The sequence below is a fragment of the Scytonema sp. UIC 10036 genome (assembly GCF_009725235.1).
The window spans coordinates 107591-121224 of the sequence record NZ_WJFC01000004.1 but is presented as its reverse complement, the minus strand read 5'-3'; the positions used below and the strand labels follow the sequence as shown (position 1 = coordinate 121224).

At 40.5% G+C, this 13634-nt stretch carries 16 protein-coding genes; 9 read left to right on the top strand and 7 right to left on the bottom strand.

Annotated features, from left to right (window positions below; all coding sequences use genetic code 11):
• Window positions 1–275 precede the first annotated feature (275 nt).
• Complete coding sequence (gene menH, locus F7734_RS03720; RefSeq protein ID WP_155743435.1) at window positions 276–1133, top strand: 2-succinyl-6-hydroxy-2,4-cyclohexadiene-1-carboxylate synthase; 858 nt, start codon at window positions 276–278, stop codon at window positions 1131–1133.
• Between the two features lie 16 nt (window positions 1134–1149).
• Here menH and F7734_RS03715 read toward each other — a convergent pair whose 3' ends face one another.
• Both F7734_RS03715 and F7734_RS03710 read right to left on the bottom strand, forming a co-directional pair.
• Window positions 1150–1809 carry a glycoside hydrolase family protein gene (locus F7734_RS03715; protein ID WP_155743434.1) on the bottom strand — a complete coding sequence of 220 codons (660 nt, stop codon included), beginning with the start codon at window positions 1807–1809 and terminating at the stop codon, window positions 1150–1152.
• A gap of 166 nt (window positions 1810–1975) precedes the next feature.
• On the bottom strand, window positions 1976–2635 hold the full coding sequence (locus F7734_RS03710) for an NAD(P)H-binding protein (protein WP_155743433.1): 660 nt from the start codon (window positions 2633–2635) through the stop codon (window positions 1976–1978).
• A 165-nt stretch (window positions 2636–2800) separates the two neighbouring features.
• Here F7734_RS03710 and F7734_RS03705 point away from each other — a divergent pair, with 165 nt between their 5' ends.
• Complete coding sequence (locus F7734_RS03705; RefSeq protein ID WP_155743432.1) at window positions 2801–3454, top strand: DUF1997 domain-containing protein; 654 nt, start codon at window positions 2801–2803, stop codon at window positions 3452–3454.
• Between the two features lie 66 nt (window positions 3455–3520).
• On the opposite strand, the gene F7734_RS03700 is transcribed toward F7734_RS03705, so the two are convergent.
• Window positions 3521–3991, bottom strand: coding sequence for a DUF4079 domain-containing protein (locus tag F7734_RS03700; protein WP_155743431.1), 471 nt, complete (start codon window positions 3989–3991; stop codon window positions 3521–3523).
• A gap of 202 nt (window positions 3992–4193) precedes the next feature.
• Between F7734_RS03700 and F7734_RS03695 the strand changes: the two genes are divergently transcribed.
• From F7734_RS03695 to F7734_RS03670, 6 genes are all read left to right on the top strand, one after another.
• The gene (locus F7734_RS03695) at window positions 4194–5471 is read left to right on the top strand and encodes an ankyrin repeat domain-containing protein (RefSeq protein ID WP_155743430.1); all 1278 of its coding nucleotides are present in this window, start codon (window positions 4194–4196) and stop codon (window positions 5469–5471) included.
• Window positions 5472–5606: 135 nt separating this feature from the next.
• Window positions 5607–5951, top strand: coding sequence for a hypothetical protein (locus F7734_RS03690; protein WP_155743429.1), 345 nt, complete (start codon window positions 5607–5609; stop codon window positions 5949–5951).
• Entirely contained in the window at window positions 5948–6373 is a 426-nt protein-coding gene (locus tag F7734_RS03685) for an HNH endonuclease signature motif containing protein (protein WP_166481710.1), read from the top strand. Before F7734_RS03690 ends, F7734_RS03685 begins: the two co-directional genes overlap by 4 nt.
• Before the next feature lie 225 nt (window positions 6374–6598).
• Window positions 6599–7195: a hypothetical protein gene (locus tag F7734_RS03680; protein ID WP_155743428.1), complete on the top strand. Its 597-nt coding sequence runs from the start codon at window positions 6599–6601 to the stop codon at window positions 7193–7195.
• A gap of 148 nt (window positions 7196–7343) precedes the next feature.
• Window positions 7344–7814, top strand: coding sequence for a hypothetical protein (locus F7734_RS03675; RefSeq protein WP_155743427.1), 471 nt, complete (start codon window positions 7344–7346; stop codon window positions 7812–7814).
• Between the two features lie 148 nt (window positions 7815–7962).
• The gene (locus F7734_RS03670) at window positions 7963–9417 is read left to right on the top strand and encodes a trypsin-like peptidase domain-containing protein (protein ID WP_155743426.1); all 1455 of its coding nucleotides are present in this window, start codon (window positions 7963–7965) and stop codon (window positions 9415–9417) included.
• Between the two features lie 230 nt (window positions 9418–9647).
• Here F7734_RS03670 and F7734_RS03665 read toward each other — a convergent pair whose 3' ends face one another.
• Window positions 9648–10193, bottom strand: a complete 546-nt coding sequence (locus F7734_RS03665) for a tetratricopeptide repeat protein (protein ID WP_155743425.1) — start codon at window positions 10191–10193, stop codon at window positions 9648–9650.
• Window positions 10194–10622: 429 nt separating this feature from the next.
• On the opposite strand from F7734_RS03665, the gene F7734_RS63045 reads away from it, so the two are divergent.
• Window positions 10623–11933 carry a PDDEXK nuclease domain-containing protein gene (locus tag F7734_RS63045; protein WP_166481709.1) on the top strand — a complete coding sequence of 437 codons (1311 nt, stop codon included), beginning with the start codon at window positions 10623–10625 and terminating at the stop codon, window positions 11931–11933.
• Between the two features lie 82 nt (window positions 11934–12015).
• On the opposite strand, the gene F7734_RS03640 is transcribed toward F7734_RS63045, so the two are convergent.
• The 3 genes from F7734_RS03640 to F7734_RS03630 all read right to left on the bottom strand — a co-directional run bounded on the left by F7734_RS03640 (window position 12016) and on the right by F7734_RS03630 (window position 13133).
• Complete coding sequence (locus F7734_RS03640) at window positions 12016–12516, bottom strand: tetratricopeptide repeat protein (RefSeq protein WP_166481708.1); 501 nt, start codon at window positions 12514–12516, stop codon at window positions 12016–12018.
• A 76-nt stretch (window positions 12517–12592) separates the two neighbouring features.
• Window positions 12593–12772: a hypothetical protein gene (locus F7734_RS03635; RefSeq protein WP_155743423.1), complete on the bottom strand. Its 180-nt coding sequence runs from the start codon at window positions 12770–12772 to the stop codon at window positions 12593–12595.
• A gap of 121 nt (window positions 12773–12893) precedes the next feature.
• Window positions 12894–13133: a Uma2 family endonuclease gene (locus tag F7734_RS03630; protein ID WP_243146656.1), complete on the bottom strand. Its 240-nt coding sequence runs from the start codon at window positions 13131–13133 to the stop codon at window positions 12894–12896.
• Window positions 13134–13634: the final 501 nt, after the last annotated feature.

Below are 13634 nucleotides of genomic sequence, written 5' to 3'. Positions count from 1 at the left end.
GGTTTACCCAACCGACAAAAATTCGAGATCCCTTGCAGTATTGAGTCCGGGGGTATCTGCGACGCGTGAAATCCTCAAAATACCGTTGAGGTTACCCAAGAGTGTTTTACAAAAAGTCGGGAATCTGGCTCAAAGATAAATATGCTTAGATATAGTTAAACTATACGCATTGAACTCTCCACCACGGGTCTACCCGCCTTAGCTCGGACTCTGTAGCGAGCAGATACGTATTAGTAGTAATATTAATCGCTGTCTGTTCTGTTCCTGCTTTACCCATGAATCCACAAAATTATCAATTTCACTACACCTTTACTGGTTCTTCAGATAAACCATTGATTCTTTTTCTACACGGATTCATGGGTAACAGTCATGAATTTGACGAAGCAATAACATTACTCTCTAACGAGTTTTACTGTCTCACAATTGACCTTCCCGGACATGGGAAAACACAAATTTTTGGGGACAGCGATCGCTATACAATGGCTAACACTGCCATAGCTCTAATTAATTTACTAGACGAACTCAAAATTTCTCAATGCTTTTTAGTAGGTTATTCAATGGGTGGAAGGCTAGCTTTATATCTCACCCTCAATTTTCCACATCGTTTTTCCAAAGTTGTTTTGGAGTCTGCTTCTCCTGGTTTAGCGACAAATACCGAACGAGAAGAGAGAATAAGGCGTGATGAACAAATTGCTAGAAAACTAGAAAGAAGCGTTGACAGAAATGACTTTGTCACTTACCTATCAAACTGGTACAATCAAGCAATTTTTGGCTTGATTAAAAATCATCCTCGTTTTGAGATTCTTATAGAAAGCCGATTGCAAAATAATCCAATTGAATTGGCAAAGTCATTACGTTTTATGGGTAATGGACAACAGCCTTCGTTATGGGAAAAACTACAAGACAATACAGTTCCTTTGCTTTTGCTAGTTGGTGAATATGATGAAAAATTTGTATATCTCAATACAAAAATGGTCGATATTTGTAAGTTTGGTCAATTAGAAATAATTGAGAAGGTAGGGCATAATATACATTTTGAAAATACTTTGGCTTTTGTTGAAAGTGTTCATAAATTTTTTCTGGAGGCGGAGCCTCGTGGTATGCATTCCCAGGCTCCGCCTGGGAACGAGTAAACGACTGGTCAGGTGCTTACTGAATCGTCAATTCTTCTTGTAACATTTTCTGATAAATTCTTGGTAAATGTCGGCTAACAGAGTTTGTTTCAATACCATAACCCAAGCTTGTCCAAGTAGGAGATAACCGACGCAAAACGTCTTTTACCCTTCCTTGACGCAGTTGTTGAGATATGTCAGTTCCCCAAACGCGGGAATCACTGAGCCAACGATAAACTACAATATCTTGATACTCTGCTTCAAAACTATAAGGAGACCAAAACATCAACCGATTGGGATTTGGGTGATAGCGAGATGCAATTCTAGACCAGGTAGTATTTATAACTTGATATCTACCAGCAGCTGTAGAACAGTTGCCTTTATTGGGACCTGTCACAATGGTGACGCATATCTCAGGATGGCGGCTGAGATTGTTAACGTGCTGTCCTCCATACAAAAGCGAGTAGGGACGATTGCCACTCGCTTCACTTGCTGAAATAGTTCGCATGAGGGCGCGAATATAGGGATCGCCCCCTTTCATTACCAAGGGAGGCTGTCTTTGGCTAAATACCGGATCGTTGTGCGATCGCAAGCTTCCAAATACATACCACTGTATCAAACACACAAAACCAAGAAGAGCGACTATCGGTCCTATGAGTTGTTCAACGCCGCCTTTCCGTTGTTCTAGACTTTTCAGAGTCCAACTCCTTAAACTTGCCTGCTGTTGTCAATCAAAATATAACAACAATATCAGACGAGGTGTTTCAGTAAAAGTTCGTTAACTGGTTAGTGGTTAGTGGTTAGTGGTTAGTGGTTAGTGGTTAGTGGTTAGTGGTTAGTGGTTAGTGGTCAAGAGGTCACTGTTAAGCTACATTGGCAAATAATTCACTAAAGCTTTTTGCTGGTGCGTCAACACTCGCAACAATCTCCACAATTTTATTTTTTGCTGCTGGTTCAAAAAGTGACTCAACACAAACTTGGGCAACTTTCTGGCGGGGTATGCTACCGTCAAACAATGTATCAGCGCTTTGCATGACAATCCGATGGGAGTTATCCTCGTTCTTTAAACCACCAGGTCGAACAATCGTATAGGTTAAACCGCTTTTTTGGAGGTATTCCTCTGCTTGCTTTTTCCAAACTAAAATCAGCCAGAACAAATTCAGTGGATGGAAAAACTGTGAAGTACACAACGAAGAAACTAAAACAAAATGCTCAATTCCCTTGGCTTTGGCTACTTCTACCAAATTTTTAGTACCTTCATAGTCTACCTTATAGGGTCCGGTGGGGTCAAAGCTTGGAGTCGCACCCGTGGCGCATAACAGCACTGTACTATCTCCTAATGCGGTAGACAAGTTTTCTGGGTGTAACACATCACCTTGTACCAACTCTGCTTCTATCGGTAAAATACTTCTTGCTTTCTCAATATCTCTAACGAAAGCACGAACGGGAATATTGCGTGCTATCAGTTCTTGCACTATCCGACGACCCGTTTCGCCTGTTGCCCCTGCTACAAATGCTTTCATGTATTCTAGGTAACTTATACTTGTACAATCTTGTTCTCTATTTTAGAGATTCTTTATGACACATTTTTGAGATTTGAGTAAAAATGGTGAATTAGTGCGAAACATTCCACTGAATTTGGGAAGTATTAATTTAGCTAGATTGTTCAGCATATAAAGAATGGTTATATGATTTCAAACAATTCGGAATATCAGTCCTTTGACACAAATGAAGCGGTCTTTCCCATCCCATCAACCTTAGAAGCGTCTGAGGAAACGACCTTAGAAGCAACTATAGGGACGCCTAGGAGGTTCTATGGCTGTTACAGCGATTGTATGGAAATGCCTGCTCCTTCTAAGACTGTTGCTGAATATTTAGATAACCATGCCTTATGGTTTTCGCGTTGTGCTGAACCTATGAAGGTAGAATCTCTCGGTAAACACGGCTATGCTCTGACTATTGGTCGCTTTGGTGCATTTGGGTATGAAGTAGAGCCAAAAATTGGTTTGGAATTATTGCCTCCAGAGGAAGGAATTTATCGCATTCGGACTATTCCAATTCCCAATTACCAAGCTCCCGGTTACGATGTGGATTATAAGTCATCGTTACAGTTACTAGAAACTGATGCCAGCGATTCTGACCGTAACACTGGTACAATCACACGAGTTGAATGGGAACTGCATCTAAGTGTTTATATTCACTTTCCAAAGTTTATTCAGCGATTGCCCAAATCTATCATCCAATCTACAGGCGATCGCCTTCTCAACCAAATTGTGCGCCAAGTTTCCCGGCGCTTAACTCGCAAAGTCCAAGAAGATTTTCAGAAATCAATGACCACCTGATCGGTAGGGGCGCAATGCCTTGCGCCCCTACAACGTTGCGGTTCATTTAGGTGAAAACTGCTGTAATTACGCTTGGGTGAGAATCCTTTGAACGATTTGCACTCCCGTAATAGCCTGCCAAGCAAAAAGACCTAGAAGTGCAAAATTTAATAAAATATGAGTTGCACGTGCCCAGTTTGCTCCTTTTTGCATATAGGGAGATAGAGAAGCCGAAAAGGCAATTAAACTGGTCATACCAAGCCCCGCCAGCAGGTGGGGTCCTACAAACAGCTTACCGTTATTGATATATGTAACCGCCATACCACCAACAGCACCTGTCACCATTAGGGCTAGAAGTATAGACCCAATTTGGTGGTGTCTGACGTTGTATTTACCTTTTATTAATTCTTTCTTTTCTTCACCCTGAGCATTTCTGGTACGCTGAACTTGTAGCCCCAAAAATGCTGCGTATAAAGATAGGAGCAGTAGCGCCCACATCATAATTGGGTGGAAGAAATTTAACCAATACTTAACCGACGGCGAAAGCTCCAGATTCATGGTGTTCTCCCAATAATTAAATCTTAATAAAAGTTATCATATTGCTACACTCAATGGGGAGTCAGGAAGTGGTAAGTAGTTAGTAGGGGCGTAATGCCTTACGCCCCTACAGTGGTTAGTAGGGGCGTAAGGCATTACGTCCGTACAATAAGTAGCTGCTACAACAACCAACCACTAACAACTAACCACCAACCACTAACGAATGACTAACAACGATGCCTTGCTGTTGGCTGCAAAAAATGGCGATATCAAACGGGTGCAAGCATTACTGAACGCTGGTGTGCAAGTGGATACAGGCAACAGTGATGGAACAACGGCTTTAATGTTTGCTGCTAGTTTAGGATATACCGAGATCGTGCGCTTGCTTCTTGATGCGGGAGCAAACATTAACATCCGGAGAAAACGCTACGGTTTGACAGCTTTGATGTTAGCAGCTAGCGCCAATCAGCTTGACATCGTGAAGCTTTTAGTATCAAGAGGGGCGGATGTTAATACGACTAATGAAGATGGCAGTACAGCCCTGATGGTGGCTGCACTGAAAGGTCATGTTGAGATTGTGTATGCCTTACTTGCTGCTGGTGCAGAGGCGAATATCAAAGATAAAGATGAGGATACAGCCTTTAATCTAGCAATTAAGCAAGGACACGCTACAGTTGTACAAGCCTTATTACAAAACGGCGCAGATGTCAATAGTAAAAATGAAGAGGGAGACACCGCTTTGATGGTAGCGGCAGATTTGGGACATTTGCACGTCGTTCAAACATTATTAGCTGCAGGGGTTGATGTTAAGGCACAAAACGAAGATGGTGGAACTGCTTTGTCAGCAGCAGCCGCCGCAGGACATAGTGCGATCGCAGCAGAAATACTTGCTTGTCAAGCGGATGTCAATGCCCAAGACAAAGATGGTGAAACGGCTCTGCACCTTGCCGTAGTAGAAGGTTATACCGATGTAGTTAAAGTTTTACTTAATGGCGGTGCAAATGTGGGAATAAGAAATAACTTGGGTGATACGCCTTTGCTGATAGCAGCGTTGCAGGGGTACAGTCCAATTGTTGAGTTACTACTGCAACGCGGAGCAAGTAGCAATGAGAAAAATTTGGGTGAATTTCCACTGACACTAGCAGCTACCCAAGGACACGCGGACACAGTAAAAGTTTTGCTTGCTCACGGTGCAGATGCCAATATAAAAGCAGACGATGGGAAAACTGCCCTGATAAAAGCAGCAGAACGCGATCGCATTGGTGTTATGGAGCAGCTTGTAGATAAAGGGGTAGATGTTAACTTGCAAGATTCAGCCAAAGCCACAGCATTAATGTGGGCGGCGTCAAGAGGTTGCGATCGCGCCGTACAATTGTTGCTGCAAGCTGGAGCCGATGTGAATGTAAAAAATCAAGGCGGTTATACAGCTTTGATGTTAGCAGAGTTTAACGGATGCCACAGGGTTGTACGGATTTTAAAAGCTGTAGGAGCACAGGAATAAAAAGTAGAAAAGTTGGAACTTATAATTTCAGAAGGAGTAACAACGTGATTACCAAACGAAAACCTAGACATCCTGGAGGGGTTTTTCATTTGTTGATAAGTTACCATAAAATTAAAGATATCCAAAGAGTAACCCATGTCTGAATCAGTCCAGTACATTACTAATGAACAAGGAGAACGAGTTGGTGTACTGTTAGATTTGCGAACATACCAAGAGTTGATAAACTTATCAACGGTAGATGCGGAAATTTTAACTGGCTTAAGTTTGGATGAACTGCAAGCTTTAGCAGAAAGTACATTGTCTTTAAAAGCTCAAGTTCAATTAGACGATTTATTAGTTCGGAATGCAGAAAATCAACTATCAGCTGATGAAACTGCTACTTTAGACCGTCTGTTAGCACAAGTCGATCAACTGAACATTCTCAAAACCAGAGCTAAGTACACCTTAAAGCATTTTGATAAAACATCGGAAGTGGCGTGAGCATTTACATACCTGTTGAATTACAAAAACGTATTCGGAACCATTTTGTCAATTGTTGTGCCTATTGCCGTAGTGCTGAAGCTCTAACTGTTACTATATTTGAGTTCGAGCATATCATTCCCCGGTCTGCGGGTGGAGAAACTACCTTTGAGAATCTTTGCTTGGCTTGTCCGTCTTGTAATCGCTACAAAGCCTCACGACAAACAGCCACCGATCCAATTACTCAGCAAGAAGTCTCGTTATTTCATCCACAGAAGCAATTATGGATAGACCATTTTGCTTGGAATGAAGATGGAACAGAAATAATTGGACTCACATCTGTGGGTAGAGCAACAATTTCTGCTTTAAAAATGAATCGTTCGCAATTAACTCGTGTACGCCGGATGTGGGTGAAGATGGGAGAACATCCACCAACAATTTGAGTCAGTTTATAGCGTTTTGTAGGGGCTGATTGCAATACGCCCCTATTGCTGTGGGTAGCAGCTGTGGGTAGCAGTAGCGTTACTGAGCTTTTTACTGAACATTAAATGAACTTTTCTCTGAGCAAAATCCTGAACCACAACAGTGTCTTTTTTTAGGAGATGCAATCTTGCTAGGGTAAGCACAACAGGAAAGACAAACCTAGTAAAGAAAAGGAGAGACAGTTCATGAAGCTTCCAAAAGCTATTGGTGTTACCTTACTGGCAGTGATTTGGGGAACACAGAATCCAGCAGAAGCATTGGTTAATAATCAAGCAATTCAATCTAATATAACATTGACTCCCACTAAACTGCCTACAACTAAGCAATCCAATCTAGTTGCCATCAATGATACTTACTGGGGACCGCAACGGGACTTTGAAATTCAGATGCCGGGGCGGGTAGAAAGTAATGAACGTAACGAATTGACATCATGGAGTACGGCAAGTCAGATCGCATATATTATTGCCCACAAAGATATGCCTTCAGAAGTTTTCTATTTATCTACTTTAGGAATTCAGCAATTACTGCAAAGTTCCATGCGAGAAAACATTGCTAGAAAAGGCAAAGTAGTTAGGAGTACCAATCTTGTTATTGATGGATATCCCGGTTTGGAGTTACTGGTGCAAAATTCTGATGGAAGTTTGGGACAATATCAAGCATTTCTAGTTAAAGGACGTATGTACGTTCTTGGAGCCGTGACACAAAATGAATTAACCACAGAGGTTGTCAATTTCTTCAAATCTTTCCGTATTTATCCAGAAAAAATTCGTTTTTATCGTTGATTGAGAGCTATGCCTTCAAAGGATATTTCTGCTGACAGCGATCGTCAAATCAGAAGCTTAAGAGCAAATCAATGAACTGATAAAGCTTTGTTATCAATGAACCCTAGTTTAATAATGGTAAAAAAAATTTTATTTTGAGGATGGAAATTTGAATTATCCTGAGATAGTACCTGTAAATTTTTGTCAGTCTATTGTCAAACAAAATTTTTTTATAAAGCTTAAATTTATTGACTGGCAAGCAATATTTCTGAGATTAATGCGTTCTGATGAAAGTTATAAACTGACCTTAACGCAAATTAAATTTGCAATTCATCGGTATAGATTATTTCTTTTTCTAGTCCATGAGTATCCTTGTTTGAAAATGGTTCCTAACCAAGAAATTGATACAGTTTTACACGCCCATATTGCCGATTTTAATCAATTTAAACAGGACTGCCAAAACCTCTTTAATGCCTACCTGACGCATAACCCAGAAGTTGGAATTAGAGGGGATGTAGAACGTCAAGAATGGCTCATTGCTTTTGCTCATACTTATAGACTATTCGAGCAAAACTTTGGTAAGTATACAATGGGTAGTTCAATTGCTGCTTGTTGCGAAATACTCTTTGAGTCCAAGTAATTTAACTTATTCTTACTGTGGTGCAAGTAGCATAACCTGAAGGGTTTTCCCATCTCTATATAAACACAGGGTGCATATCATCAAGTGAATCTAATTTAGCTTTCCTTATCTTCCTTGTCTAAGTATTTATCAATAGGAGTAAAATCAGATGACACGACATTCATTCAACATAACTTCTTTACAACTGGTTCGTGCAATAGCATTATCGCTTTTAGTGATTCCAGGCGCGATCGCCACTACAGTTATAGGCGAATTAGCGCTCACCTCCAATTACCCAGGAGATAAAGCTGCTTATGCTCAGAAAGCCAATGGTTCTGCTCAAGAAGTTTATGAAAAAGCAAATTCTGCTATTGTCCATATAGAAACAGATAATGGAACTGGTAGCGGTGTCATTGTAGATTCTAACGGTTTAACCGTCACTAACGCTCATGTGGTTGAAGGTGCTAAAAGCATCACTGTGGAACTGCAAAATGGCAAAAAATATCAAGCTGATGTGATTTTTCAAGGAAGTAACAAATGTCTCGATTTAGCCTTGCTTCAAATTCGAGGACAAAATCGCTTACCAAAATTAAACTTTGCTTCCTTGAGTGCAGTTCGCAAGGGACAACAAGTGTTTGCCATTGGTTATCCTCGTGGAATTAAGCCCTCCTCGATTACTCAAGGGATTGTTAGTAACATTTACACCGAACTGGGTTTTATTCAAACAGATGCCAACCTTAACCCTGGTAATTCTGGAGGTGCTTTGTTAAACAGTCGGGGAGAACTTTTGGGTATCAATACTAGGAAAGTCGATGCAGACACTAATGGAATGAATCTTGCAATTTCTAGCGAGAAGGTTCAGACTTTTATTTTAGCTTACAAGCAAAGACTTTCACCCTCCATAGGTCAATTCCTAATTCCTGCTACTAAGCAAAAGAACAATCAACTGGCACAAAAACTAGCTCTTAATGGTGTGGAAAGCAAAGGCAGAATTCAAATAGGAGACAATCTTGTTTGTGGAGATGGAAGCCGCGCCAATATCTACACGTTTGAGGGAAAAGCAGATGAACCAATTATGATTGAAATGTTTAGTCAGGAGATTGGTTCTTACTTGGCGCTTCTTGGACCGAATGGTGAAATTATTGCTAAGGATAGTAGTGAAAGTCGCCAGAAAATTGCCAGAATTTCAACGAATTTGCCGCAAACAGGAACTTACACCCTGATTGCTAATGCTTTGAATTCTAAAGAAACAGGAACCTATCGTTTGCGAGCAATAAACCCTCTTTTAGTACAACAAGATAAATTAGATAAAAGCACACCTGCTTGCTTAAAAGATGGTTCTCCTTGCCGCAGCTATGTGTTTTCTGGGAAAGCAAATCAGAATATTACCATTCAGTTAGATCGTTTTGACTTCGATCCCTACTTATTACTGGTTGATAGTGATGGCAAAATAATCAATGAAGGTAAGGTAGAGCGTCGAGCGACTGTTAACATAAAATTACCTCGTAATGATAATTATAAACTGGTTGTTACTACTGCCAATCCGCAGGATAGAGGTCAATTTTCCCTTTTAATTTACAGCATTGAGCAAGATTCTTCCGCAAATATCGTCTCAGAGAAATAAGAGATGATTTATAAAGTAGGTTGGGTTGAGGAAAGAAAGCCAACATTGAACCCTTATTGTTGGGTTTCGTTCCTCAACCCAACCTACACAATACATTGTACGATTGAAGATTTACTTTATAAATGACCTCTAAAAGTGGTTTGTCAATATCAAATTTATTAGTATAGCAACCCAGTTTCTTCAAAGACTGGGTTTTTCCATTGGCATCTCAGTCATCAAAATTCAAGTTGTTAGCTGTTATCCAAAACTCCTGCATTTAATGCTTGGAGTAAAATTTCTGTTTCCTCGACTTCAGGTAACATACCTAAACTCTCAAAATTCCTCAACGCTGCGATCGCCCAACTACGAGCCTCAACTAAATTCCCTTGCGCCTTTGCTAAACTAGATAATGAATGCTGACAATATGCAGTGCGACTTTTGTCTCTATTAGCTTCAGCCACCCGCAGTCCTTCTATGAGGAGTCGTTCTGCTTCATCCAGTCTTCCTTGTTTGATGGCAATATCAGCCAACCAATTTTGCGTACAGAAAATGGCACGTCTCCAATTTATCGACTGTGCGTAATTTAGGGCTTCTTGAAAAAGAATTTTCGCCTGCTCGTACTTCCCGGTTTTAAACAAAATTTCACCCTGATAATAACGAATTTGAACTAATTGCCGCAGTCGCTCATGTTCGTCCAACTGTGTTTGCTCCAGTAGTTCGATTGAGCGATCGCTCCACGTTTGTGCTTCATCAAATCGGTGCTGTTGAATGCGTAAAACCGCTATTTTTCTAGCCAAGTTTAATTGGAATAAAGGTTCTTGGTGGTGGAGGAATTGCAGGCGGTTCGGTCGGGATAGGAATTTCTTCTGCGTTACTTACACTACTGTACTTACGTTGATTGGATAACTTATATAACAATAATTTAATAGTATTAATACGTATCTTTTGCCCACTCGCATCTGACAATAGCTCCCAAAGCTTTGGGCAAAAGACTCGCTGCACGGTGCTGTCGGAGTACCCAGTAACCTGAATATCTTTGAGCTTCTTTCCTTCCAGAACTTGCTGAAGGATACACTTTTGAACTAGAAGGGAATTCCGGGCAGCTTCATACCATCGCCATTAGTTCAGATGGCAATACGGTTGCTAGTGGGAGTGGTCGAAACACCATCAAATTATGGAATCTGGTAACAAAAAAAGAATCTGGTACTCCCTTAGTTGATGATAGGGTGGTTAAATCCATCACCTTTAGCCCAGATAGACAAACTCTTGTCAGTGGTAATTCTGATGGCACAATCAAACTGTGGAATTTGTCAACTCGAAAGGTTATTAAAATCCTCAAAGAGCATTCCGAAGAAGTTACATCAGTTGCTATCAGTTCCGATGGCACAACTCTGGCTAGTGGTAGTGCTGATAATAGCATCAAACTGTGGGATATCACAAGCGGACAGCACCGCCGCACCCTTTCTGAGCATTCGTATTTAGTGAATGCAGTCGCCTTCAGCCCAGATGGAACGATGCTTGCCAGCGGTAGTGCTGACAAGACTATAAAACTGTGGAATCTCTCAAACGGACGATTAACCCGAACTATAGGAGGACATTTCTCTACAGTGGGTGCGATCGCCTACAGCCCGGATGGGACGATGCTTGCTAGTGGTAGCGCAGATAGGACAATCAAACTGTGGAATACCGCAAGTGGACAACTAATTCGCACCTTGCAAGGACATACCCAAGACGTTCCCTCTATCGTCTTTAGTCCGGATGGTCAAACTTTAGCTATAATTCTGCCACAAGCTGTGGCAGAAATTCCTTGGGGTCATAATATTTTATTATTGGAAAAGGTAAAAGATTTAAAAGCAAGGTTTTGGTATGTTCACAAAACCCTTGAGCATGGTTGGAGTCGTTCTGTTTTATGGCATCACATCGATACAAAGCTTTATGAGCGACAATTTGAAGCTGAAAAAACGACAAATTTTAATTTTACTCTACCTTCCCCTCAATCAGATTTAGCACGGGAATTATTAAAAGACCCTTACAATTTTGATTTCTTGACTTTAGCAAAAGATGCTCAAGAAAGAGATTTAGAAAGGGGTTTATTAGAGCATATAAGAGAGTTCCTACTAGAATTAGGAGTTGGATTTGCTTTTATGGGCAGTCAATATCACCTCAAAGTTGGTGAGGAAGATTTTTATATTGACTTACTATTTTATCATGTCAAATTGCGTTGTTATGTAGTTATTGACCTAAAAATGAAGGAATTCAAACCAGAATTTTCAGGCAAGATGAGCTTTTATGTTTCGGCGGTTGACGATATATTACGACACCCTGATGACCAACCTACTATTGGAATTATCTTATGTAAATCAAAAGATAAAACAGTGGTTGAATATTCATTACAAAATATGAATAGACCGATTGGAGTTTCAACTTATAAATTACGGGATGTTTTACCTGAAAAATTACAGGGAAGTTTACCAACTATTGAACAGTTAGAAGCTGAGTTAGACGCGGTTCCTTTAGAAATCGAAGATGAGGAATAAAAAATAGAAAATAGCCCCCCTGCAAACTCTGTCATTGATGACTCTAGTCTGCTGAAAACTTTGAGCGGACATTCAAACGTTGTTACTTCGTCGCTATCAGCCCGAATGGGAAGATTCTTGCTAGTGGTAGTGATGACAACAGCATCAAACTGTGGAACACCACAAGTGGAGAGTCAATTTGCATCTTACAAGAGCATACCAAAGAAGTTGACCGTAAAGAAGTTACCTCTATCGCCTTTAGCGCTTCTGGGTAACGCCCCAAACTTGCTAAGGCATCAGCTTTCCAATTGTAAAGGATAAAATCCTCAGGTGTGTAATCAATCGCTTTCTCAAAGGCTTTCAGTGCATCTTGGTACTCCCCTAAGTACCAAGATGAATCACCTAGCTGACGCCAAGCTCGACTAAGTTGATCGTAATCTATAGGATCATAGTAACTAATAGCTTTATTAAATGATTCAATAGCATCTTGATATTTTTCTTGGAGTTTCAGCGCCATACCATGTGCGTACCAAGCCTCAGAGAAATTCGGCTTTTTTTCAGTTGCCTTGTCAAAAGCTTGCTCTGCGTCTTTGTACCGACGCAATCTTTTCAAGTCATTCTGACAGAACTGGTGCAATTCCTCTCCAAAGGAAACGAAGATGAATGTAATGTCTCGCTACTTATAAAGTATTTAAGTCAGCACCGATGTTTGCTGGTGCTGGAAGATTGGGAAGAGATTTCGGGTAGTCATAGCGAGGATTATAGAGATTACTGCGATCTGTTAAAAAGAGTTGCCAGGGAAGGCTATCAAAGTAGTCTATTATTACTGAGTGGAGAAAGACCTCATAATCTTGAACCATTAGAGGAACGATGGGTTCGCTTCAAAAGATTGGGAGCGTTAAATTATGAAGATGCAAAAGAAATTTTAAAGGCAGAAGGTCTTTCTGGTAACGAAAATGAACTGGAAGAATTTAGCAGACGCTACACAAATCCATGGGTACTTAAAAGGGTAGCAAGAACACTTAAAAATGTCAACGGACATGAAGTCTCAAATTTCTTAGCAAACTGGAGTGCTAAAAAAAATGAAATTCTGGAGTTGAGAGGACTTTCGGGAGGCATTTCAACTAACTCTCCACCCACAAATTCATACTTCTTATCTGTATCATCGTTGTAGCGTAGGTATTCCTCAAAGGTCTTAGGTATCTTAGTGGTTTGAGTCATAGCGGATAACTACCCCAGCTTCAAGCAATTCCAACAAACATATATATTATAAAGAATTTAGAAAACACCTTGCCTACAGGTGTCAAATCATAAGTGGTCACATCCCCGACAACTCATGCGGATGCTGTTGGCTCTGACAGATTTTAAGATCTGTAGGAGTGCAGAAAGAAAAAAATCAATGATTTTTTTCTGACAAGATTTTGTAAAACCTCATAATTTTTACAAAAGCCTATGGCATACTGACACAAAGTCCAAGTAAATCTACACATTTTTATCACCGCTCCTGGAATTTTATTTGGGTGCTTGCGGTTCTTGGACATTGACAGCAGTTTCAACTGCTTGAGTTGTGTTTCCTTGGTGAAAAGATAGTCATACGATTTCCACATTCCTAAGAGGTTGTTTAGATGAACCAACAGCGAATCTCAAACATTACATCAGAGATTTTTCGCTCTCTGAGATGATGCGTATAATGTATTATTTAATACTAAGCTTGCCGTGTTC